The following is a 20,930-nucleotide window of genomic DNA, read 5'->3' as shown; positions in this document are numbered from 1 at the left end:
CGAATTTCCCCGTAAAGATATGTAAATAGAGATTAGAGGTTAGAAGTTAGAGATTGGAGGATAGAGATTAGAGGGCAGGGCGGACACATTATATATAATAAGCTCATCAACCTCTCTATGGAGGAAATCGAAAATACCCCAGTGGAGATCTCTGATTATCCAGTGAGGCGCAGGAAAATTCTTCGGACTTATCATTTCATTCTTCCGAAGTTTCATTTCATTCTTCCGAAGTTTTATTTCGCGCCTACGTGGAGAATTTTAATTTCCCTGCTAGCTATTTGGAATTTCCTACGTGGGAAGCTTTAGCCTTCCGCACAGCAACGTTGCTTCTCTAGAAAGCGTCATTGATACACTCCAGAGGCCTTCGCTCTAACCCGCTCGCTATCAGCTTAAACTGGAAAGCTTTCTTTCGTCGTTTCCACTTTTGGCCGTATTCCGTTTCCGATTTTGGCTGAGAGCGGACGGCGGGCTGGCTAGCTAGGGGAGCGGCTGCAGGGGGAGGGTGATGCGGAAGGTGGTACCGACTTGTAGCTCGGAGCGCTTGACGTAGATGCGCCCGCGGAAGTAGTGACGTATGATGCGACGTGCGAGCGATAAGCCGAGCCCCCAGCCACGCTCCTTGGTGGTGAAGCCTGGCTTGAAGATCATCCGCTGCGTGGCACGTGTCATACCACGGCCCGTGTCGGTGATCTCTAGGTAGGCGTTCTTGCCGTGAGCCTCAGTGGTGATGGTGATCGTGCCCTTGCCGTCCATGGCGTCGACGCCGTTCTTGACGATGTTCTCCACGACCCAGCTCATGAGGTCGGGCGTGATGAGGCAGTAGAGCTCCTCGGGCGCTGGCTCAAAGACGATCTCTACCTGTCTGGAGATGCGTCGTGAAAGGTACTGCACGGAGGTGGCGACCAGTCCGTTGAGCTCTATGGGGGTGAGTTCGGGTAGGCTGCCGACTTTTTGAAAGCGGTGGGCGATCAGCTCGAGACGATTGACATCTTGGCCGATGCTCTCGATGATTTCGGGGGGTAGGTCGTAGCTCTTGAGCAGTTCGGTCCACGCCATGAGCGAGGAGATGGGCGTGCCGAGCTGGTGGGCGGTCTCCTTGCTGAGACCGACCCATATACGGTCCTGCTCCCAGTGCAGTAGGCTACGAATGGTGAGGACGAGGATGATGATGTAGAGGATGAAGATCCCTGTCTGCAGATAGGGGAAGCGTAGCAAGCGCCTCAGATTACTGCTGTCGCTGTAGTAAAGGTATTGGCGCCCAGCGGTGCCTAGGTCTATCTCGATGGGTGCGTAGCCAGAGCGAAAAGCTGTGAGCCGCTTCGCCAGATAGGTCGAGTCACGAGCGACCGCCACGGAGTCAATGTTTTTGTATCCCAAGATATTCCCGAGGCTATCTGTGAGGATGAGCGGTATGGTGGTGTTTGACTCTAGGATTTGGAGGGCTAGGGCATTGAGCTGCTCGTCACTTTGGCTAGCTATGCACTCGGTCGCCTCGGCCCAGGTCTGCATCTTGAGTCGCTCCTCGTCGGCCATGCGTCTCACGAGTGGCTCCGAGAGGATGAGCGGGAGGAGTGCCACGACGAGCGCCAGCACGACAAGTAGTATATTGGTAGGCAGGGAGCCGAGTAATCTCCTGGAGGATGACATGTGGGTGAGAATTAGAATGGCGTGCGCTCGATCCCAAAGGGTACATTCGGCGCAAAGCTGTATCTTTGTAACGAATATCTCACGCTTTTATTATCGTTCACGCACCTATGACCTCTACACAACACACGCGCCAGCGCATCGTCCAAATGGCTCACACGCTCTTTGTGCAGCAAGGAGTCGAGGAGACGACTATGGTCGCTATTGCAGAGGCTGTGGGGTGCAGTCGGCGCACGGTTTACACTTATTATAAGGACAAGCAGGCGCTGCTCATGGCGGTCATAGAGCGGGAGATCAGTCTGATGAGCCAGTCGCTGAGCGAGGTGCTGTCTCGTCCTGCCGATGCGATCACTAAACTGATGGTGCTGCTGGACAATCATCTGCAGCTGATACAGAAGACGGTGCAGAGACAGGGCGAGCATAATGCGAGCTTCTTTAGCGACACTTTCAACATCGAGCGCCTTCGTCTCAAGTATGACCAGAGCGAGTACGATATGCTCAAGCGGATCCTACAGGAGGGACACGATCGAGGAGAGCTGGTGGTCCCAGATATCAACTCGACAGCCTACCTGCTCCTCAAGAGCTTCAAGAGCCTGGAGGCTCCTTACATCAATCGCTACCACCATGAGTACGGTAAGGAGGACTACCTACGTATCATCGCAGCGATGAAGCAACTACTCAGACAGGGACTGACCAATCATGCAAATACAAAACCTATAACTCAATAGAATCTATGAAACTACTTCAGGACAAAGTGGCTCTGATCACCGGAGCAGCACGTGGTATCGGCAAGGCGATCGCCACGAAGTATGCAGAGGCTGGATGCCATGTAGCTATCAGTGACCTCAAGGTTGCCGACGAAGCAAAGGATTACTACGCTCAGCTAGCCAAGGAGTGCGGGGTCACGATACGCACCTACGAGAGCAATGCGGCAGACTTTGAGGCAGCGCATCAGCTCATTGATCAGATCGTTGCTGACTTTGGCAAGCTGGACGTCCTAGTCAATAATGCTGGCATCACCCGTGACGGTCTGCTCCTACGTATGACGGAGCAGCAGTGGGATGCGGTGATCAATGTCAACTTAAAGTCCGCCTTCAATATGACCCACGCCGTAGCTCCCGTCATGATGAAGCAGCGTCAGGGTAGCATCATCAATATGGCGAGCGTCGTCGGTGTATCGGGCAATGCGGGTCAGGTGAACTACTCGGCCTCTAAGGCTGGTATGATCGCACTGGCTAAGAGCGTTGCCAAGGAGCTCGGCTCACGTGGTATCCGTGCCAACAGCATCGCACCCGGCTTCATCGAGAGCGATATGACGGCTGTCCTCAGCGAGGAGGTGCGCAAGGAGTGGGCTAAGCAGATCCCGCTACGTCGTGGTGGTAAGCCTGAGGATGTGGCCAATGTGGCACTCTTCCTCGCGAGCGACCTCTCCTCCTACATGACAGGACAGGTGCTCTCCTGCTGCGGCGGTATGAATATGTAATGCTTTAGTAAGCAGACCGATGCCTGACCTACAGATCCTCTACGAGGACAATCATCTCCTCATCGTCAATAAGCCGGCGGGGATGCTCGTACAGGGTGACAGCACGGGCGATACACCGCTCTCGGAGCTTGTCGAGCGCTATCTCATCGATAAGTACGACAAGCCTGGGCGAGCGTTCGTTGGGGTCACGCATCGTATCGATAGACCGACGTCGGGAGCGGTGCTTTTTGCCAAGACTTCGAAGGCTCTGGCACGGCTCAATGCTATGTTTCAGCGACGAGAGATCCATAAGGTCTACCACGCTGTAGTCTGTGGAGCTTTTCCCCAGAAAGCGGGCGAGGCGAAGGATCTGCTCTATCGCAATCGCAAGCAAAACAAGAGCTACGTCGTGACGGAGCCTCACGCTGAGGCTAAGCGCGCTTGGCTCACCTACGAGCGTCTCGCCGTGGGCGACCGCTATAGTCTGCTGGCCGTGACGCTACACACGGGACGGCATCATCAGATACGTACGCAGCTGAGCCACATGGGTTACCCGATCAAGGGGGACCTCAAGTATGGTGCTCCACGGAGCAACAAAGACGGCGGCATCTCGCTCCATGCGCGTATCTTGAGCTTTGAGCACCCTGTCACTCATGAGCAAATAGAGGTCATCGCGCCGTACCCTGAGGACGACGCTATCTGGTCCTTGCTGAGCCATACGAAGTAACCTAGCAAGCCGACGAGACAAAAGAAAAGGAGAGCTTCACCTAGCGTGGGGCTCTCCTTTTGAGACTGTTGACTTTTGCAACAGTCTCCTTTTGCATTTGTGGATATGGGTGGTTTGTTGGGCTACGGCTGTAGCTTGTCCAGTAGCTCCTGGTAGTAGCTCCAGTCGGAGTCCTGGACTACCTCAAACTGTAGTGGCAAGAGGGGCAGCTCTGCCAGCACCTCCTCGAGGCGATCGAAGAAGGGGTCGTACGTGCGACTTACGTAGAGCCACACTTTGCGCCCTGGCTCTAGGATAGAGGCTGTAAGGATCGCCATCTTGTCCCGCTCCATGGCGGTCTGGAGCAGTTCGTCCACCGCCTCTATCTGCGCTGTGTCCGTATCCGATGGCTCTATGCCCTCGCCGTCAAAGGGGTAAGCGATCTCGATCACAAAGCGGTACTTGCCCGTAGCACGAAACTCCTCCAGCTCATCACGCACATGCAGGTGAACCGTCTGGCCAGCTTCGCTTTCGGCCAAGCCGTTGAACCAATTGTCCGTCAGTCGCATAGTGGGTTTACTTTTTGCCAATAGTCACGCCACCGCAGGGGAGCTGGTAGGCGTGTGCGATGATGTCGGTACAGCAGGCCGCTCCGAAGGCTCCCGTATTGAGACAGAGGTGGTAGTTGGTCGACTCGCCCCACTCCCGATTGGTCATCTGCTTATAGTTCTTGCGGCGGGCTCGGTCGGACTGCTCAATGCGCTTGCGCGCTGCGTCCTCTGTCTCTTCGTCGCCTCGCTTTAGGAGCGTCTTGACACGCGCCTCGACATCGGCATAGAGGAATACGTTGAGCACATCGTCTCGGTCTCGCAGGATGTAGTCGGCACTGCGCCCGATGATGACGCAGGGGTGCTCCTCGGCTAGCTTGAGGATGAAGTCGTTGAGATAGCGGGTCACCGAGGGGGTCTCGACGAGTCCCGTCATAGGAACGGAGAAAAGTGCTCCGTGAGACATCGGCATGAAGTCCAGCCCCGACGTCGAGGCGTACTCACTCTGCTCCTCGACATAGTCGGCCGCGTAGCCGCTCTCCTCGGCGATCATGCGGATGAGTTCCTTGTCGTAATAGGTCAAGCCGAGCTGCTCCGAGAGCTGACGCCCTATGGTGCGAGCTCCGCAGCCATACTGTCTACTGATCGTAATGATGCGATAAGCCATATACTAATGGTAAATAGGTCTCTACAAAAGGTGGATGCGCTTAGCACTACGAGGGAATGTCTGAGCCATCAAAGGCAAAGGGCAAGAGAAGCCGACAGTCGCTAATAACGATAGCTTCGTCAGGTCCGCAGAGAATTACCTCAAAGGGTTTGCCCTGTCGCTTTACCGTCTCCATCATCACCTGTCGGCACACGCCGCAGGGGGAGATCGCCTCGACACGCTTGCCCTCTGTCTCAGCGACGATCATCATCCGCTCCACGACAGCTCCTGGGTGGTGCGCCCCGATGGCGTAGAGCGCCGTTCGCTCAGCACAGAGCGTGGGCGAGAAGGAGGCATTCTCCTGATTGCACCCCAGCACGATCTCGCCGTCCTCCAGCTGTGCCGCAGCTCCTACGTGAAAGTGACTATACGGGGCATACGACCGGCGGGTAGCCTCTACGGCAGCCTCCTCGAGACGTCCGTAAACCTCTGGCCACTCCGAGCGGGGTAGCCGCGTGTAGGGTATTAGTAACTCCTTATCGCTCATAATACTATCTACTTAGATGTCTGAATAAAAACTAGAGGACAAGCTCAACTAGATGACTAGCCGAACTTGTCCTCTCCTTAGTTCTTGCAAAGATTCATTAGATCGTTGCCAAGCTCTCACAGGTCACATCGCTTGCGATGCGACCGATAAGACCTGCTAAGACTTTGCCTGGCCCTAGCTCTACGAAGTGCGTAGCCCCATCGGCAACCATCGCCTCGACACTCTTCGTCCAGCGTACGGGAGCCGTGAGCTGAGCGATCAGATTGGCCTTGATCTCCTCCACATCGGTATGAGGACGAGCATCTACATTCTGATAGATCGGGCAGATCGGTGTGGCAAAGGTCGTTGCCTCGATAGCACGCTGCAGACGCTCCTTGGCGGGCTGCATGAGCGGTGAGTGGAAGGCACCGCCCACCTTGAGCGGTAGCGCACGCTTAGCACCCGCAGCCTTGAGCTGCTCGCAAGCCTCAGCGATACCCTCCATCGTGCCAGAGATGACTACCTGACCCGAGCAGTTATAGTTCGCAGGGACCACCACCTGACCCGAGATGCCACGGCAGATCTCCTCGATCTTGTCGTCAGGCAGTCCGATGATTGCTGCCATCGTCGAGGGGTGTGCCTCGCAAGCTGCCTGCATAGCGAGTGCACGCTCCGAGACAAGTCGCAGTGCATCGGCAAAAGGCAAGGCGCGACTCGCAACCAGTGCCGAGAACTCGCCCAGCGAGTGACCCGCAACCATGTCTGGAGCAAAGGCATCTCCGAGCGCCACCGTCATAGCCACAGAGTGGAGGAAGACAGCGGGCTGTGTTACCTTCGTCTGCTTGAGGTCTTCTTCAGTACCCTCAAACATGGTCTTGGTTAGGTCAAAGCCTAGCACTTCGTTTGCCTCGGCAAAGAGCTGGCGTACCGCTTCGCTCTTCGTATAGATCTCTTGACCCATACCGACGAACTGTGCGCCCTGACCTGGGAATACAAAAGCTTTTTTCATCTGTTATTATCGATTAGATTAGTTCCAAAGCACGGACGAGCATGCGGTAGCTACGCTCCACGGAGGAGATGCTCACGCGCTCATCGGGTGAGTGTGGGTGCTGGATCTCAGGTCCGAAGGAGATCATGTCCATATCGGGCATGACACCCTGTATGATACCGCACTCGAGACCGGCGTGCATCACCTTGACAGCGGGATCCTTGCCGTAGATCTCCTTGGCGGCCTGACACATTACTTGCATAATGTGAGACTCAGCATTGGGCTGCCAACCTGTATAGGAAGCGTCAAACTCTACGCGAGCATCCATCAGTAGGAAGCAGCTCTCGATGCTAGAGGCGACCCACATCTTGCGCGAGTCACTAGAGGAGCGGACGAGGAAGCGGACAGAGATATGTCCCTCGCCAGCCTGTACCTGAGCTAGGTTCGACGAAGCCTCTACCGTGTCGGGGAACTCAGAGAGCATAGAGATGACACCATTCTGACAAGCATTCAGCGCATGGATCAGCGCGTCTTGTATCTCGTCGGGGAGAATCGTCTTAGGACGGTCACAACGCTCTAGAGAGACGGTGATGTGGTTCTCTATCCCTGCAAACTCCTTATTAAAGATCTCCTCGTAGTCGGATACCAGCTCCCAGAGCGCCTCAGTGTCGTCCTCCTTGACAGAGAGCAGAGCGACCGCCTCACGAGGTATCGCATTGCGCATGTTACCGCCATCGATCTCAGCGACTAGAGCACCGCACTGCGAGACAGCCTCCTTGAGGAGACGCGCCATGAGCTTGTTGGCATTGGCACGACCGAGGTGTATGTCCACACCGCTGTGTCCGCCCTTGAGTCCCTTGATCGTAAGGCGTACGCCTATCTCGTCCTCATCAGGCTCGTGGTTGTCTTGGTACTCTAGAGAGACGTTGACATCGATACCACCAGCACAACCGACGAAGAGGTCGCCCTCTACCTCGGAGTCTATATTAAGGAGTATGTCACCCTTGCTAAAGCCTGGCTTAAGACCATTGGCACCGTCCATGCCGACCTCCTCATCAATGGTAAAGAGAGCCTCGATGGGACCATGCTTGAGCGTATCATCAGCGAGGACTGCAAGAGAGAAGGCAACGCCCATACCGTTGTCCGCACCAAGCGTCGTGCCATCGGCCGTGATCCAGTCGCCCTCTTGCATCGTTTGGATAGGATCGGTCTCGAAGTTGTGCACCTTGTCCGAGTTCTTCTGAGGTACCATATCTAGGTGCCCCTGTAGGGTAGCTACGGGACGATCCTCTAGTCCTGGTGTGGCTGGCTTACGGATCAACACGTTGCCCACCTCATCTACATGGGTCTCTAGTCCTAGTCGCTTACCCTCGGCAACGACATACTCCCGCACAGCCTGACAGTGGCCGGTGGGGCGGGGTATCTGTGTGAGATCATAGAAATAGCCCCATAGTGTGGAGGGGGCGAGCTTTTGGTAGTCAGCTTTGTTCATCATAGCTTATTCTCTTTATTTTTTGAAGTGTCTTCCAGTGAGGAGGCACGTTTGTAGTGCCTATTGACTATTGGTAAGGCAAATATAGCAATAATCCCCGTAATAATGGTCCAGAGTGTCTGTACAGCATGTACAATCAAAGCAAAGAGTCCTGCCTCGGCCTCGCTCACACCAAAGGCTGTCAGCGATATAATCACTGCGTAGTGCCACGGACCGACACCCGCAGGTGTGGGGATAGCGATCATCAGTGTGGAGAGGACAAAGGATGCAAAAGCAACCCGATGCCCTAGCTCAGCCGTGAAGGTAAAGGCTCCAAATGTGAGATAGAAGAAGTAGTAGTAAAAGAGCCACAAGAGGATCGTGAGTACGATAAACTGAGTCCAGGCGCGCCAGCCTCTCAGTGTCGAAGCGGCTTGCAGTACGGAGCGGAGCTTCTCTCGTACACGCTGCATGAATCTACTCTTTCTGAAGCGATAGAGGACCAGCACGATGACGAGGAGTGAGACGCCCGCCATCAGCCACGCTGTAGTGTAGTCTGACGAGAAGAGGTCGCCTAAGTTATCGCCGAGCGATAAGCCCTGAGCAGCTAAGATCTGCGATATAGTCCCTGGCTGAAACAGCATCATAGCCACGAAGAGAGCTAGCACAACGATCATGTCTGAGAGACGATCTACTAGGAGCGTGCCGACCGTTGCCGAGAGCGTATAGTCCTCTCGCTGCTTCATCTCGGTACAGCGCCACACCTCGCCGGCACGAGGTATGACAAAGTTGACCGCATAGCTCCCGATGGTGATCAAGATCGGATTGATGGGTCGTGCAGAGGGCGTGTATAGCGGTCGCATCTGGAGGTGCCAGCGATAGCCTCGCGTGGCGTTGCCCAGGAGTCCCATAGGTAGAGACAAGAGAAGATACTCGTAGCGCACGCCATGCTGCAATAAGCGTAGCGTGTCTGCGAGCTCTAGATGGCGATAGAGGTACAACAGTATCGCTAGCCCTATGAGGAGTGGCAAGAAGTTCTTTAGCCACCATTGCCAGGAGTGTCTTGTCTTCACGCTCCAAAAGTACGAAAAAGAAGTTAGAGGCTAGAGCCTAGTTTTCTAGTGTCCCTAGTAGCTCTAGCCAACAGCCAACAGCTAACAGCTAACAGCTAGTATCCAACAGCAAAGGTCACCTAACCCTCATAGAGAGGACTAGGTGACCTTCGTTAAGTTTGGTTGCTTAGGTTATCTCAGATTGAGATGATCTAGAGAAGTTGGTGTTTACTTCTTGATCTCCTCCTTAGCCTGAGCAGCTGCCTGCTGAGCCTGGTCAGTAGCATTCTCTACGGCTGCTTTTGCAGCCTCAGCTGCCTGCTGAGTCTCATCTACAGCGACCTGAGCTGCATCCTGAGTTGCGTTCTGTAGATCCTGAGCAGCTGCGTCAAGATTCTCCTGAGCGTTCTCAACATTCTGCTCAGCTTGCTGAGCATCCTGACTTTTGTTCTCCTTGTTGCAAGAAACAAGGCTTAGAGCTGCAACAGCAGCTACGAGTACAAATACTTTCTTCATATTAGCTTTAGTATAAGTGATTAGTAACTGATGCAAAGGTACGCATTATTTTTGAATTTGCAAGGGGGGGGGAGTTTCGTACATTCCTCAATTCGTAAAAGTCACAAGTCAGGTAGCCTCGAGGCCACCTGACTTGCGTAATATAGTTCTCCGACCTTAGTCAGAGTGTTGCTGTCGAGATCCTTAGCTTGATAAGAAAAATCATTCTCAGCATCCTCCATGAGTTTCTGAGACTCTTCTAGAGCTTTCTGATACTCCTTTAGAGCGTCGTCTAGAGACTCGTCAGTCATACCTTTAGCCGCATTCATAGAGTTCTTATAGATCTTTATAGCTGCATCTTTCTGCTGCTTCAGCTCCTTCTTGAGCTTCTTGTACTCGCTAGACTCTATCTCATCCTCTTTGTAGAGATCTTCTAGCTCCTTAAGTGCTTGAGAGTACTCCTTCTCAATCTCCTTGAGGCCTTCAGACTCATCAGAGCTATTATCATAGCTTTCGCTCTCATCATTGTCTTCGTCATCTAGTAGATTTCGAAGAGACTCGATGTCGTCTCTTGTAGAGTCGTAGTCGCGGTTCTTCTTCTGCTTGTTGCAAGAGACAAGGCCTAATGCTAGCATAGCGACAACAATTGCAAATAGTTTTTTCATAGTATCTCTTTAGTGTAAGTGATTATTAACTGATGCAAATATACGCATTATTTTTGAATGTGCAAGGCGTTGACAGTTTTGATCAAATCATCAAGAGTATAATAGGTGTAGGGTATTGCGACGTTGTGCCCTGTCGGCTGCACTTGATAGGCGGGAATTTTGGTGGCGCAGTAAGCGAGTGCGACAAACTCGGTGCAGTAGAGCGTGGTCGTATCTCTTAGGTCAAAGCGCGAGTCAAACCTCTTGGGGTACTGCCCCCCAGGGCGATGTAGTGCTATGTAGGCTCTCATCTTCTGCAAGCCTAAGCTGTCTAGTGCGAGAGCTGGATAGATAGCCACCGCTTCCGACTCCATCACGAAGCTGTCTAGCGACTGACGGAAGATACCGTCAGCACCGAGCGAACTATCCTGATAGGCGTGCCATACGACCCAGCGTTGACCCGTGGAGTCGTAGTCGATGATCCCGCAGTGACTGTAGAGCTGCCCCTCGGAGGCTATCTTGCTAAAGAAGGTCGAGAGCATCCCCTCGCCACGACGCAGTATGAGACTACCAGGCCGCAGAGATGTTGTATCGATAGCGATGGTCTCTCGCTCGTGGTGTGCGGAGCAAGCGACAGCTCCACATAATATAAGCCCCAAGAGCAGTAAAAGGAGAGACCTCGCTAGCTCTTGGGGCTTGTGATAGATAGACTTCATCTAGAGATTAAGTCTAGAGTGCGCGTGCCTGAGTGGCTACCGTCCAGGTTAGTCCATGATAAAGTTAACAATCCTCCAGTTGTTATCCACTTGCTTGAGTACAACTTTCTGTAGAGACATTTCGGAGCTTTTGTTTGTGTATGGTTCCGAGATTTCCACATAACAGATAATCGCATTGTCCATCTCTTTGGCCTGAGTGATGTTGTATACTACTTTGGACAAGTCAAACCCTTTGCTGATCTCTTCTTCATTCTGAGAGGCTTGAGCTATAGCGTCTACATAAGCTTCTACTCTACTATCTCCTGCGTACTTTTTTGCATCGTCAAAGCGTTGGTCAAGTATAGCATCAAAGAACTTTCGAGTTACTTGCTCTGCTTGTTGAGTAGGAGTGCTACAAGAGATAAATGCCCATAGACTAGCGAATGCTAGGCTTAAAAAGATGGCTCTTTTCATACGCTGATTAAGATTGGAGGACTGTATAGTCTTTACTTGGTCTAAACCTCGGTTACTTCATAGGTACTTCGACGACCTTCCACTCGTTGTCCACCTTGGTGAGGAGCACCTTCTGATTGATAGTGTCTGGATTGTCTGAAGGCTCGATGGTCTCTACATAGCAGATGACCGTGTCCTGTTGCTGCTCCGTGCGGGTGATACGGCTCGTGATCTTAGCTCTCGCTGCCTTTGCCTCTTCAGAGTCGTCAGACTTTTCGGAGTCAAAGTACTCAACAAGCCCCACATAAGCCTCAGCCTGCTCCGATGCCGTGTAGCTACGAGCCTTGTCGTAGTCGCTAGCGTTGAGAGCATTGACAAAGTCCATGGTGACTCGCTCTGCCTTTTTCGTAGGACTAGAGCAAGCAGCAAACGCCAGCATGCTGACGAGCGCAAAGCTGATTAAAGCTAATCTCTTCATAATAAATTGGTCTAAAAGGTTTGTAGTTTCTATTTCCTTTATAGTATAAGAAGCTTACAGTTGCTTCTTAGGCTTGATGTGATCTAGCTTCGAGGGCTGGGTCATGTGCTTGGGATCCATCACCTCATCGAGATCCTTCTTGTCTAGGATGTCATGCTCTAGGACTAGCTCGTAGATACCCTTGCCCGTCTCAAGTGCCTCCTTGGCAATCTTGGTTGAATTCTTGTAACCAATGATCGGGTTGAGTGCCGTGACGATCGTGATCGATGCCTCGATCTGCTGGCGGCAGCGCTCCTCGTTGGGTGTGATGCCAGTGATACAACGCTCGATGAGGGTCGTGATACCACGCATCATCAGGTCTGAGCTCTCGAAGCAGCACTGAGCCATGACGGGCTCCATAGCGTTGAGCTCCATCTGAGCAGCATCGCCAGCCATCAGGACAGTCGTATCGTTGCCCATCACCTTGTAGCATACCTGGCTCATCACCTCGGGGATAACGGGGTTCACCTTACCGGGCATTATTGAGGAGCCTGGCTGCATAGCTGGTACGTTGAACTCGCCGATACCAGCTCTAGGACCAGAGGAGAGGAGACGGATGTCGTTGCAGATCTTATTGATCTTGACAGCGATGCGGCGTAGTGCGGATGAGTAGCCGATCATTACAGAGGTATCGCTCGTAGCACCGACGAGGTCAGCGCTCAGCTTGACTGGCCAGCCCGTGATCTGTGCCAAAGCCTTAACACAAGCCTCTGCATAGCCAGGCTCTGAGGCGATACCAGTACCGATGGCGGTAGCACCCATATTGACCGTCAGGAACTCCTCGCTGGCACTCTTGAGTCTTGGTAGCTCATCCTCTAGGATAGAGGCAAAGCCGTGGAAAGTCTGCCCCAGCGTCATAGGCACAGCGTCTTGTAGCTGCGTACGACCGATCTTGAGGACATGCTTCATCTCCTCAGCCTTGGCACGAAGTGCTGCTGCGAGCTGCTCGACATGCTTGTACACCTCCAGCCCCTTGGGGTATAGTCCTAGGTGGATAGCTGTGGGGTAAGCATCGTTGGTAGACTGCGAAGCGTTGACTCCATCATTGGGAGCGAGGTACTTGTACTCGCCAGGCTTGTGTCCCATCTTCTTCAGGGCAATGTTGCAGATCACCTCGTTGGCTGCCATATTGGTTGTCGTGCCGGCACCACCCTGGATCATATCCACTGCAAAAGCATCGTGATGCTTGCCTGCGATCAGCTCCTTGCAGGCGAAGACGATAGCCTCGTACTGCTCATCGGTGAGGATGCCCTCGCTGTGGTTTGCGATAGCTGCGCCCCACTTGGTGTAGGCAAGTCCCTTGATGAAGTAAGGGTACTGGCTCAGCTTGAAGTTGCTTATCTGAAAGTTTTCCATACCGCGTAGCGTCTGCACCCCATAGAGTGCGTCTGCGGGTAGTTGGCGATCGCCTAGCAGGTCGCCCTCGGTTCTCATTTGCTTATTAGCCGTCATATCTATATAGTTGTATTATCTGTATTTCGCTGTGAAGGTCGGTCACCGAAGCGTGACTGTACAATCCGTTTGGCAAAGATACCTCTTTATTTTCTTATTGCGACTATTGAATCTAAGAATCCAGGCTGACGTATTATATACAATGAGCTCATCTACCTCTCGACTTCTCGTTTGTCGCTGATGTGTAGCTCCTGACAGAGCGATTATGATGCGTTATCTCAGGCTGGGGAAATTCAACCTCGGCGTGTTACAATAATTTAGATTCGACTACATATCGATACGGATCTGTGTCGGGGAAAAGTGATTTCCACGTGGATATTTTGAAATATCCAGGTGGAGAATTTTTATTTTCCACGTGGGGAATAAAAAATTCCTCGGAGGAATCAAATGAAACTTCGGAGGAAATGAATGACGCCCACGTGGAAAATAAAAAATATCCACGTGGAGATTTGAGATTTTCCACGTGGATATTCGAGAAAGGAGGGAATCGGACGAATTTTCCCGTAAAGATATGTAAAGCGGCTTGCTAGAGCGTCAGGTCAGAACTTTGGCTTGACGCGTCACTTGATACGGCGGCAGAAGTCTGGATCCTGATCCTTCAGATCTTTGTCTCCGTAGCACCAGAGAAGGTTGTGCTCCCAGTCCACTTTAGCCCAGCAAGTGTCTATAATCATGCCGGCATCGGGAGGAAGGTTGGAATAGATCTGGTAGCAATCTTGTGCTGCTAGATACTTATATAGGAGCGGGTAGGTGATGCTTTCGGGATCATCTGCCATCTTCAGGAGATAGTGTCCTGCGGTGGCACTCTCGAAGTGGAGTGACGTAGACAATACGACTAACGTATCGTTCGAATTATAGAGCGTGTCTAGCATTTCCCAGGCTGTCCCAATAAGAGCCACGCTTGGGTCTTTGCGCACTTCCTGTCTGCAGGAGACGCTTGCGAGTACTGCGCCGATGGCTAGTAGGGTCATGCACAGTATCTGTCTGAGATTAGTGATTTTGTTGTGCATAGTGTGTTAGTTAAGTGAACAACCTCTACAGCAAATGTAGTGTTATTCATGCAAATAGGCAATAGGGGGGCGTAGCTAGACGCGTATGGGGCGGGGACGGGCTAGGAGGTACTGCACCCAGGCGTAGAGGAGGAGGTAGTAAGCGATGCAGAGCCAGAGCGGCATGGTGATGGTGAGCTGAGCGGTGAAGTGCTGCTCGAGGAGTGTCATCGCACCGCTGGTGAGATCGCTCACACCGATGAGAAGCAGCGGTAGGAGCGTCGTGGGGAGCCCGAGGGCGAGCAGTCCCATGGTGACTAGCCCCGTGATGATGAGCAGCGTGGCTAGAGGCGACAGGAGGAGGTTGGCGAGGAGTAGCCAGATGGCTGTGGTGCCGAAGCTGCGTGCGAGGATAGGCCAGACGAAGAGTTGTACGGCGAGGGTCGTGACGATGAGGTAGTAAAGGTAGCTGACGATACGGGAGCTACTCGGCGTGATGCGTTGGTTGAGTGCGCCCCAAGTGACAAAGATGGCTAGCACCGCTCCGAAGCTGAGCTGCATGCCTACGTCAAAGAGTGCGTAGGGTGAGATAATAAGCAGGAGGGCAGCCGCCTGCGCCCAGACGTTCAGCCGATCGGTGGAGCGCCCTAGGAGACGTGCTACAGCAAAGATGGAGAACATAAGCGAGGCGCGGAGTGTCGGGATGGAGAGTCCGCAGATAAAAGCGTAGATCCATACCGTTATGAGAGTGAGGCTCCAGCGCAGAAGGTAAGCGGTGTGGACGTTGCGTATGAGCCGTAGCGGATAGCGTATCAGCCAGTAGATGAGTAGTAAGACGACCCCAACGTGAAAGCCACTGACCGACAGCAGATGTGCGACGCCTACGGAGCGAAACTGTCCCTCTGCGATGGTACCTTCGGAGCGATCGCCTAGGCAGATAGCACGGAGCGTCTCTCGCTGTAGCGGGGTAAGCCGGTCGATCTCGTCTAGCGTGCCTCCGATGCGCTGCTGGAGGGTATAGGCGAGGTAGCGTAGTTGATCCCATCGTGACCAGTAGGTGGTCGTTGGCTCATTGCAAGGCTCAGCTGTGGAGGTGGATAGCACGCCCGAGACCTTTCGTGAGAGGAGGTAGTGCTGATAGCTTGACGAGGAGACTTGCTCTAGTGGTGTGAGCCGTCCACGGACGAGGTAACTGGTGCGAGGCGTGAGCTGCAGCGAGTCATTATATAGGTACAGCATGATGCGCTGGCCAGTCCAGTGAGCTAGGAGAGCTCCACTTGGGTCTGTCGCCTGCTCGATGATAGCCTCGGCACGGCAGCCCTGCTCACGCGCAGTGGGCGGACGGGAGATGGTGACGAGGTAAGTCGCTTCTTTGCAGGGCTGTGGAAGCTGCGCTACCCGCTCTCGTGGTATGGTGGCTAGACAAGCTCCTGAGCAGAGAAGGAGTAGGTACCAAGCGGAGCCAGCGAGGAGTGCTTTGCGCCAAAGTCTAGAGAGGACGAGGAGGAGTGTCGCCACGGCGATGCCGAGGAAGTACCACTGCGCTGCCAGTAGCCCGAGACTACCTAGATGAATGCCCAGCACTAGCGACAGAAGTGTCACCAATGCTGGGCGCATGATTGTGGCGTGTAGCCCTCGGACGAGGTAGTGCAAGGTGGCTTACAAGGCGTGTAGCTGTGCGATCATATCCTTGGGGCTGGGTGCCTTAAAGACGGCACTGCCAGCTACGAGCGAGTCGGCACCCGCCTCGACGAGCTGGCGACCCGTCTCGAGGTTGACCCCGCCATCGACCTGTATGAGGGTGGAGAGACCCTGCTCTTGGATCATTTTGCGCAGACGCTCGACCTTGCGGATAGAGTGCTCGATAAACTTTTGCCCGCCGTAGCCGGGGTTGACACTCATGAGGAGCACCATGTCGGCTTCGCAGAGGATGTCGGTGAGAAGCTCCACGGGGGTGTGCGGATTGAGTGTGACGGCTGGACGCATACCCGCCTCACGGATAGCCCGTAGCGTGCGGTGCAGGTGAGGGCACACCTCGTAATGTACGTTCATAATATGGATGCCGAGCTTGGCAAACTGGTCGATGAACTTCCACGGCTCGACGATCATCAGATGCACGTCGAGAGGCTTCTGACAGATGGGGCGTATCGCCTCAATGATGGGAAAGCCAAAGGAGAGATTCGGGACAAATACACCATCCATCACGTCAATGTGGAGCCAGTCGCACTGACTCTCGTTGATCATCGTGATCTCGTCGGCGAGATGCAGGAAGTCAGCACTGAGGAGGGAGGGAGATACAATAGCCATAGTGAAGGGGTTTTAAGACGATTCGATATTGATGCTTTATTTGATGCGTAGTAGGGTAGTGGAGCGAAGCTTTTCGCCTGCTTGTAGCGTGAGGGAGAGCTGTTGCTCGGGAGCAATGGCGGGAGCCGCTGTTATGGGGATAGCGTTGAGTAGGAGTACGTCGCCCGTGTGAATGGTGAGGCACTCGGAGAGGAGCGAAAGTGCTTGGCGGACCACCTCTCGGGCGAGCGTCCAGCTCTGCTCGGAGAGGGTTAGCGTGAAGTGCTCTGCGAGCGTTGTGTCAAGGGGTTGCCAGTCGAGGGCTACGGCACTGCCGTCGTACACCTTAGCACGCTCCCATGGCGCGCTCGCCTCGCGTAGCTCAGCAAGTAGCGAGCGGCTGGTGATGTCCCAGCCAGCAGCGCACGACTCGATATATCGCTCGGCAAAGGGAGATGCCACGCACTTGCCCGTCCGCCCTATCTTGATGGCGAGCGAAGGGATAGCGCACCACTCTGCTTCGAGGTGTGGAACGAAGAAGGGGTAGCCCGGGCGAAGGAGTGCTTCGCCTTTGTAAAAGAGCCGCGACTCGTCGTCTATGCCGTAGACCTTCATCGTCCGCTGTACATCTGCTGGTAGTAGTGCTGGTAGTCCTCATCGGTGATACCCTTGACCCAGTCGAAGTGGTCGAGGTACCAGTCGATCGTGTAGCCGATGCCCTCGGCAAAGGGGATCGAGGGTAGCCACCCTAGCTCCTTATGAATGAAGGTAGGGTCGATGCCGTAGCGAGCGTCGTGACCGAGACGATCGCGAACGAAGGTGATCAGCTGCTCGTTGATTAGCTCGGGCTGAACCTGAGTGCCTAAGATCTCAGAGATGCGCTCGGCACGCGCTGGCTCTTTGCTCAGACGATCGTGTAGCTGGTTGATGATGATGCGGACTATCTCTAGATTGGTATGCTCATTGTGGCCACCGATATTGTACGCTGTACCAGCTTTCCCCTGGGTCACCACGAGGTGGAGTGCACGACAATGGTCGGTGACGTAGAGCCAGTCACGCACATTCTCGCCCGTGCCGTAGATCGGTATCTCCTTGCCAAGGAGACATTGGCGGATGACGAGCGGGATGAGCTTCTCGGGAAACTGGTAGGGACCATAGTTGTTCGAGCATCTAGTCCAAACGACTGGGGCATGGTGCGTGTGAACGGCCGCTTGGCAGAGGAGATCTGCCGAAGCTTTCGCAGCACTGTAAGGGCTGCGCGGGTCGAGCGGTGTGCTCTCTACGAAAAAGCCTTCCTTGCCAAGCGAACCGTACACCTCATCCGTGGAGACCTGGAGCATCATACGCCCTTCCTGCCATACGGGATAAGAGCCTCGTCCACTGGTGGTAGACCAATGGTTGCGAATAGTATCTAGCAAGGTCTGCACGCCGAGGATATTGGTGCGTACGAAGATGGCGGGGTCCTCGATGCTTCGATCGACGTGGCTCTCGGCAGCAAGGTTGATCAGGAAGTGCGGCGCATAGCGGGTGAAGAGGTCATCCATCGCTTCGGCATCGCAGATGTCTGCCTGCACGAAGATGACCCGTTCGTTGTTGATGAGCGGTTCGATGGAGCGGTAGTTGCCAGCGTAGGTTAGTTTGTCGATCAGTACGATTCGCTCGTCAGGGGCGAGGGCTTCGCTCAGGTAGTAAGCGAGGTTAGTGCCGATGAAGCCAGCAGCTCCAGTCACAGCGTAGGTATGTCGGTATGAAGTCATAGCGTAAGGTGTCAAAAGCGTGATGCGGTGTAGTCGGCTAGGGAGATGCCCCGTAGGTCTTTGTTCGAAAGGATCAGCTCTTCGGGTGCGATGCCCCACGACTCCCAGGGGATCGCCAGCTGCGGGTCGTCATAGCGTATGCAGAGCTCGCTCTCGGGGGCGTAGCCGTTGTCCACCTTATAGAGAAACTTCGCTTGCTCCGAGAGTACGAGGAAGCCGTGCGCAAACTCTCTCGGGATGTAGAGCTGCCGATGGTTTGTCTCCGAGAGATGATAGCTGCGCCACTGCCCGTAAGTGGCACTATCTCGTCGTAGGTCAACGATCAGATCCATGATCTCGCCCACTACGCAGCGCACCAGCTTCGCTTGGCTAGCTTCGCCCCGCTGAAGGTGCAGACCCCGCAAGACGCCACGGACGGAGGAGGATTCGTTTTCCTGCACCCATGGTCTAGGCGAGACGGTCGCTGCAAAATCTGCCGTGCGGTAAGTCTCGGCAAAGTAGCCCCGCGCATCGCCGTAGCAGTCTGGCTCGATGAGATAGACGCCCGCTAGGTCTGGATCTGCTTGGTAATGTATCATTGCTTAGGTCACTCTATATATTATTGTATGACGGTAAACTCAGTGCGACGGTTGAGCTGGTCGCAGACGACTTGCTGCTCTTCAGTCAGCGCGCCGACCCATTCGGCCGTTAGCTCCTGCCCCTCGGGCAGCCAATCGAAGCGCGCCGCCATCCCTTTGGTCACTACGTAAGGGCGCTCCTTGCCGTAGCCACGAGCCTCTAGGCGGTCAGCCGCAATGCCCTTGGCGATAAGATAGTCGACGACACTCTGCGCACGACGCTGCGAGAGCTTCTGATTGTATGCCTGCGAACCCTTGCGATCGGTGTTACTGCTCAGCTCTAGGCGCACGTCGGGGTTTTGCTCTAGGAGCGTGACTAGGTAGTCGAGGCTCTTCTTTCCCTCGGGGCGTAGCGAAGCTCGGTCAAAGTCGTAGTAGATGTCGTGGATCTGCTCCGAGTGCAGGCGCGAAGCTAGGTAAAAGTCAACCAAGTAGTCGGTGCTCTCGGTGGCACTGTCGGTCACGAGCGGCATGTATTGGTTGAGGTAGTCCGGGTGCGAGGCGTGTAGCACGTAGCGGTTGGACCCCGCGATCTCAAGGACGAAAGAGCCGTCGTCACGTGTCGAGACAATGGGCGTGGCGAGCAAACCTTGCTCATCGGCAATGCGTACCGTCGCCTGCGGGATGCCGTACCCCTCACGGTCCATCACGAAGCCGTCGATGCGGATGATGGTGGCGGGCAATGAGAAACGGTAGAGATGTGGTCGTCCACGCTGGTCGCCACGAGTCGAGGAGAGGTAACCCTCCTCTGCCAAGCCCGACTGCGGCTTCGGAGCGAAGGTGAGAGCGTAGTCATCGGCGGTGGAGTTCATCGGAGCGCCCAGATGCGTCACCTGCCACCCGCCGAGCGAGTCCATCTGCGCTTTGTATAGGTCTAGTCCGCCCAGCCCCACACGTCCATTGGAGGAGAAGTACAGGGTACTGTCGCCCACCATCGTGGGAAAGAGTTCGTCGCCAGGCGTATTGATCTCGTTGCCGAGGTTCTCTGGCTTACCCCAGCCATGCTCGCTGAGGGATATGCGGTAAAGGTCTTTGCCACCCAGGCCAGCTCCCTCGCTCACGAAGTAAAGGTATCGTCCCGAAGCGTCAATGGCGGGGTGCGCCGCCATACGTAGCGAGTCCTCCCAGATGGGTACGCGCTCGCCTTTGCCCCAGCCCCCTTGGCTAGACTTAGACGCTTTGTAGATCTGCACGGTGCGGTCGTAGGTGGAGCTTTGCTCAGCATAGGAGTAGTAGAGCGTGTTGCCGTCTGCCGTGATGGAGGGGGTACCTTCATCTTCGGGCGTATTGACACTGCCCGGCACGCTGTCGGGGCGAGACCACTTGCCCGAGGCGTCTTGCTTGATCATATAGAGATTGTTCGTCCCCAGCCCCGTCACCTCGCTCTCCTGCAGCATATCACGGAGAGGCACACGGCTACTGGTGAAGTAGAGTATCGTGCCATCTGGTGCATAGCAAGGGGCAAACTCGGCATAGGGAGAAATCAAGAGTCGATCCGTCTCAACCGTGTGTCCCGTGGGGTGGGCGAGGAGCGAATCGGCTTGACGCACGCTCTCCAGGCCTATGCGTCCGAAGTAATCGTGTGGGTAGTACTCTAGAAACTGTTCGTAAGCTTTGCCCGCCTCCCGCCAGCGCGCTAGCTGTTGTAGTTCCTGAGCAATGCGTAGGTGAAGGATCGAGTCGGGGTAGTCGCCCGAGAGCGCTAGGTTGTAGCAGTTGAGCGCGCGGGGTGTGTTGCCCAGTCGTCGGTAATTTTCCGCAGCTTTGAAAGCTAGGTAAGCCCGTCGCTCCGGCTTCTTGCGAGAGGTCTTGCGGTAGAGCGTGTAGTAGCTATCGGCTGCGAGGGCATAGCGTCCCGTATGGTCGTACAGCTCCGCCTTGCTCAGCGTCACACTCTTGCAGCTCATCAAGCTACAGAGCGCCATAGCGCACGGGAGTAGCACGAGCAACCAGCGAATATGTGACGACGAGACTTTCATGGT

At 54.5% G+C, this 20,930-nt stretch carries 23 protein-coding genes; 3 read left to right on the top strand and 20 right to left on the bottom strand.

Going from position 1 to position 20,930, the window contains the following annotated elements; genetic code table 11:
* Positions 1-477 precede the first annotated feature (477 nt).
* Complete coding sequence (locus RDM37_RS04285) at positions 478-1,647, bottom strand: HAMP domain-containing sensor histidine kinase (RefSeq protein WP_308555302.1); 1,170 nt, start codon at positions 1,645-1,647, stop codon at positions 478-480.
* 107 nt (positions 1,648-1,754) lie between these two features.
* Here RDM37_RS04285 and RDM37_RS04280 point away from each other — a divergent pair, with 107 nt between their 5' ends.
* From RDM37_RS04280 to RDM37_RS04270, 3 genes are read left to right on the top strand one after another with little or no spacing between them, the layout of a single operon-like run.
* Positions 1,755-2,372, top strand: a complete 618-nt coding sequence (locus RDM37_RS04280) for a TetR/AcrR family transcriptional regulator (protein ID WP_308555299.1) — start codon at positions 1,755-1,757, stop codon at positions 2,370-2,372.
* A gap of 5 nt (positions 2,373-2,377) precedes the next feature.
* Entirely contained in the window at positions 2,378-3,127 is a 750-nt protein-coding gene (gene fabG / locus RDM37_RS04275; protein ID WP_308555297.1) for a 3-oxoacyl-[acyl-carrier-protein] reductase, read from the top strand.
* A 19-nt stretch (positions 3,128-3,146) separates the two neighbouring features.
* Positions 3,147-3,833: an RluA family pseudouridine synthase gene (locus tag RDM37_RS04270; protein WP_308555295.1), complete on the top strand. Its 687-nt coding sequence runs from the start codon at positions 3,147-3,149 to the stop codon at positions 3,831-3,833.
* A gap of 122 nt (positions 3,834-3,955) precedes the next feature.
* On the opposite strand, the gene RDM37_RS04265 is transcribed toward RDM37_RS04270, so the two are convergent.
* From RDM37_RS04265 to RDM37_RS04175, 19 genes are all read right to left on the bottom strand, one after another.
* Positions 3,956-4,381, bottom strand: coding sequence for a DUF695 domain-containing protein (locus RDM37_RS04265; RefSeq protein ID WP_299367411.1), 426 nt, complete (start codon positions 4,379-4,381; stop codon positions 3,956-3,958).
* 7 nt (positions 4,382-4,388) lie between these two features.
* Complete coding sequence (locus RDM37_RS04260; RefSeq protein WP_299367408.1) at positions 4,389-5,027, bottom strand: AAA family ATPase; 639 nt, start codon at positions 5,025-5,027, stop codon at positions 4,389-4,391.
* A 46-nt stretch (positions 5,028-5,073) separates the two neighbouring features.
* Positions 5,074-5,553, bottom strand: coding sequence for a cytidine deaminase (gene cdd, locus RDM37_RS04255; protein WP_308555293.1), 480 nt, complete (start codon positions 5,551-5,553; stop codon positions 5,074-5,076).
* A 97-nt stretch (positions 5,554-5,650) separates the two neighbouring features.
* Positions 5,651-6,541, bottom strand: coding sequence for an ACP S-malonyltransferase (gene fabD, locus RDM37_RS04250; RefSeq protein ID WP_308555291.1), 891 nt, complete (start codon positions 6,539-6,541; stop codon positions 5,651-5,653).
* 13 nt (positions 6,542-6,554) lie between these two features.
* The gene (locus RDM37_RS04245) at positions 6,555-8,015 is read right to left on the bottom strand and encodes an aminoacyl-histidine dipeptidase (RefSeq protein ID WP_308555289.1); all 1,461 of its coding nucleotides are present in this window, start codon (positions 8,013-8,015) and stop codon (positions 6,555-6,557) included.
* Positions 8,012-9,064 (bottom strand): lysylphosphatidylglycerol synthase transmembrane domain-containing protein, encoded by a 1,053-nt coding sequence (locus tag RDM37_RS04240; RefSeq protein ID WP_308555287.1) that lies wholly within the window; start codon positions 9,062-9,064, stop codon positions 8,012-8,014. The genes RDM37_RS04245 and RDM37_RS04240 overlap by 4 nt, the downstream gene beginning before the upstream one ends.
* A 207-nt stretch (positions 9,065-9,271) precedes the next feature.
* Positions 9,272-9,559 carry a hypothetical protein gene (locus RDM37_RS04235; protein ID WP_308555286.1) on the bottom strand — a complete coding sequence of 96 codons (288 nt, stop codon included), beginning with the start codon at positions 9,557-9,559 and terminating at the stop codon, positions 9,272-9,274.
* 101 nt (positions 9,560-9,660) lie between these two features.
* Entirely contained in the window at positions 9,661-10,203 is a 543-nt protein-coding gene (locus RDM37_RS04230; RefSeq protein WP_308555284.1) for a hypothetical protein, read from the bottom strand.
* 47 nt (positions 10,204-10,250) lie between these two features.
* Positions 10,251-10,898 carry a hypothetical protein gene (locus tag RDM37_RS04225; protein ID WP_308555282.1) on the bottom strand — a complete coding sequence of 216 codons (648 nt, stop codon included), beginning with the start codon at positions 10,896-10,898 and terminating at the stop codon, positions 10,251-10,253.
* 48 nt (positions 10,899-10,946) lie between these two features.
* Positions 10,947-11,351, bottom strand: coding sequence for a hypothetical protein (locus RDM37_RS04220; protein ID WP_308555280.1), 405 nt, complete (start codon positions 11,349-11,351; stop codon positions 10,947-10,949).
* A 52-nt stretch (positions 11,352-11,403) separates the two neighbouring features.
* Positions 11,404-11,808 carry a DUF4878 domain-containing protein gene (locus RDM37_RS04215; protein ID WP_308555278.1) on the bottom strand — a complete coding sequence of 135 codons (405 nt, stop codon included), beginning with the start codon at positions 11,806-11,808 and terminating at the stop codon, positions 11,404-11,406.
* Between the two features lie 54 nt (positions 11,809-11,862).
* Positions 11,863-13,299, bottom strand: coding sequence for an aspartate ammonia-lyase (locus tag RDM37_RS04210; protein ID WP_308555276.1), 1,437 nt, complete (start codon positions 13,297-13,299; stop codon positions 11,863-11,865).
* A gap of 560 nt (positions 13,300-13,859) precedes the next feature.
* A complete protein-coding gene (locus RDM37_RS04205; protein WP_308555274.1) occupies positions 13,860-14,309 on the bottom strand; it encodes a hypothetical protein in 450 nt (149 codons plus the stop codon).
* 75 nt (positions 14,310-14,384) lie between these two features.
* Positions 14,385-15,905 (bottom strand): ComEC/Rec2 family competence protein, encoded by a 1,521-nt coding sequence (locus tag RDM37_RS04200; protein WP_308555272.1) that lies wholly within the window; start codon positions 15,903-15,905, stop codon positions 14,385-14,387.
* A gap of 42 nt (positions 15,906-15,947) precedes the next feature.
* The gene (gene rpe / locus RDM37_RS04195; RefSeq protein WP_302777023.1) at positions 15,948-16,595 is read right to left on the bottom strand and encodes a ribulose-phosphate 3-epimerase; all 648 of its coding nucleotides are present in this window, start codon (positions 16,593-16,595) and stop codon (positions 15,948-15,950) included.
* 36 nt (positions 16,596-16,631) lie between these two features.
* Positions 16,632-17,189: a fumarylacetoacetase gene (locus RDM37_RS04190; RefSeq protein ID WP_308555269.1), complete on the bottom strand. Its 558-nt coding sequence runs from the start codon at positions 17,187-17,189 to the stop codon at positions 16,632-16,634.
* A complete protein-coding gene (gene rfbB, locus RDM37_RS04185; RefSeq protein ID WP_308555267.1) occupies positions 17,186-18,331 on the bottom strand; it encodes a dTDP-glucose 4,6-dehydratase in 1,146 nt (381 codons plus the stop codon). Before rfbB ends, RDM37_RS04190 begins: the two co-directional genes overlap by 4 nt.
* Positions 18,332-18,342: 11 nt before the next feature.
* A complete protein-coding gene (rfbC, locus tag RDM37_RS04180; RefSeq protein WP_308555265.1) occupies positions 18,343-18,909 on the bottom strand; it encodes a dTDP-4-dehydrorhamnose 3,5-epimerase in 567 nt (188 codons plus the stop codon).
* A 20-nt stretch (positions 18,910-18,929) separates the two neighbouring features.
* Positions 18,930-20,927, bottom strand: a complete 1,998-nt coding sequence (locus RDM37_RS04175; protein WP_308555264.1) for an OmpA family protein — start codon at positions 20,925-20,927, stop codon at positions 18,930-18,932.
* Between the last annotated feature and the right edge of the window lie 3 nt (positions 20,928-20,930).

It is taken from the genome of uncultured Porphyromonas sp., from assembly GCF_902489635.1.
Classification (GTDB): Bacteria; Bacteroidota; Bacteroidia; order Bacteroidales; family Porphyromonadaceae; genus Porphyromonas.
This window is presented reverse-complemented; position numbering and strand designations above follow the sequence as displayed.

Bases quoted from the DNA above. Each gene is read 5' to 3' on its own strand.
- RDM37_RS04210 (WP_308555276.1), bottom strand. From the start codon at position 13,299: ATGACGGCTAATAAGCAAATGAGAACCGAGGGCGACCTGCTAGGCGAT.
- RDM37_RS04270 (WP_308555295.1), top strand. From the start codon at position 3,147: ATGCCTGACCTACAGATCCTCTACGAGGACAATCATCTCCTCATCGTC.
- RDM37_RS04280 (WP_308555299.1), top strand. From the start codon at position 1,755: ATGACCTCTACACAACACACGCGCCAGCGCATCGTCCAAATGGCTCAC.
- RDM37_RS04205 (WP_308555274.1), bottom strand. From the start codon at position 14,309: ATGCACAACAAAATCACTAATCTCAGACAGATACTGTGCATGACCCTA.
- fabD (WP_308555291.1), bottom strand. From the start codon at position 6,541: ATGAAAAAAGCTTTTGTATTCCCAGGTCAGGGCGCACAGTTCGTCGGT.
- rpe (WP_302777023.1), bottom strand. From the start codon at position 16,595: ATGGCTATTGTATCTCCCTCCCTCCTCAGTGCTGACTTCCTGCATCTC.
- RDM37_RS04190 (WP_308555269.1), bottom strand. From the start codon at position 17,189: ATGAAGGTCTACGGCATAGACGACGAGTCGCGGCTCTTTTACAAAGGC.
- RDM37_RS04230 (WP_308555284.1), bottom strand. From the start codon at position 10,203: ATGAAAAAACTATTTGCAATTGTTGTCGCTATGCTAGCATTAGGCCTT.
- RDM37_RS04200 (WP_308555272.1), bottom strand. From the start codon at position 15,905: ATGCGCCCAGCATTGGTGACACTTCTGTCGCTAGTGCTGGGCATTCAT.
- RDM37_RS04220 (WP_308555280.1), bottom strand. From the start codon at position 11,351: ATGAAAAGAGCCATCTTTTTAAGCCTAGCATTCGCTAGTCTATGGGCA.
- RDM37_RS04215 (WP_308555278.1), bottom strand. From the start codon at position 11,808: ATGAAGAGATTAGCTTTAATCAGCTTTGCGCTCGTCAGCATGCTGGCG.
- RDM37_RS04175 (WP_308555264.1), bottom strand. From the start codon at position 20,927: ATGAAAGTCTCGTCGTCACATATTCGCTGGTTGCTCGTGCTACTCCCG.
- fabG (WP_308555297.1), top strand. From the start codon at position 2,378: ATGAAACTACTTCAGGACAAAGTGGCTCTGATCACCGGAGCAGCACGT.
- RDM37_RS04265 (WP_299367411.1), bottom strand. From the start codon at position 4,381: ATGCGACTGACGGACAATTGGTTCAACGGCTTGGCCGAAAGCGAAGCT.
- RDM37_RS04245 (WP_308555289.1), bottom strand. From the start codon at position 8,015: ATGATGAACAAAGCTGACTACCAAAAGCTCGCCCCCTCCACACTATGG.
- RDM37_RS04225 (WP_308555282.1), bottom strand. From the start codon at position 10,898: ATGAAGTCTATCTATCACAAGCCCCAAGAGCTAGCGAGGTCTCTCCTT.
- RDM37_RS04235 (WP_308555286.1), bottom strand. From the start codon at position 9,559: ATGAAGAAAGTATTTGTACTCGTAGCTGCTGTTGCAGCTCTAAGCCTT.
- rfbC (WP_308555265.1), bottom strand. From the start codon at position 18,909: ATGATACATTACCAAGCAGATCCAGACCTAGCGGGCGTCTATCTCATC.
- cdd (WP_308555293.1), bottom strand. From the start codon at position 5,553: ATGAGCGATAAGGAGTTACTAATACCCTACACGCGGCTACCCCGCTCG.
- RDM37_RS04285 (WP_308555302.1), bottom strand. From the start codon at position 1,647: ATGTCATCCTCCAGGAGATTACTCGGCTCCCTGCCTACCAATATACTA.
- rfbB (WP_308555267.1), bottom strand. From the start codon at position 18,331: ATGACTTCATACCGACATACCTACGCTGTGACTGGAGCTGCTGGCTTC.
- RDM37_RS04260 (WP_299367408.1), bottom strand. From the start codon at position 5,027: ATGGCTTATCGCATCATTACGATCAGTAGACAGTATGGCTGCGGAGCT.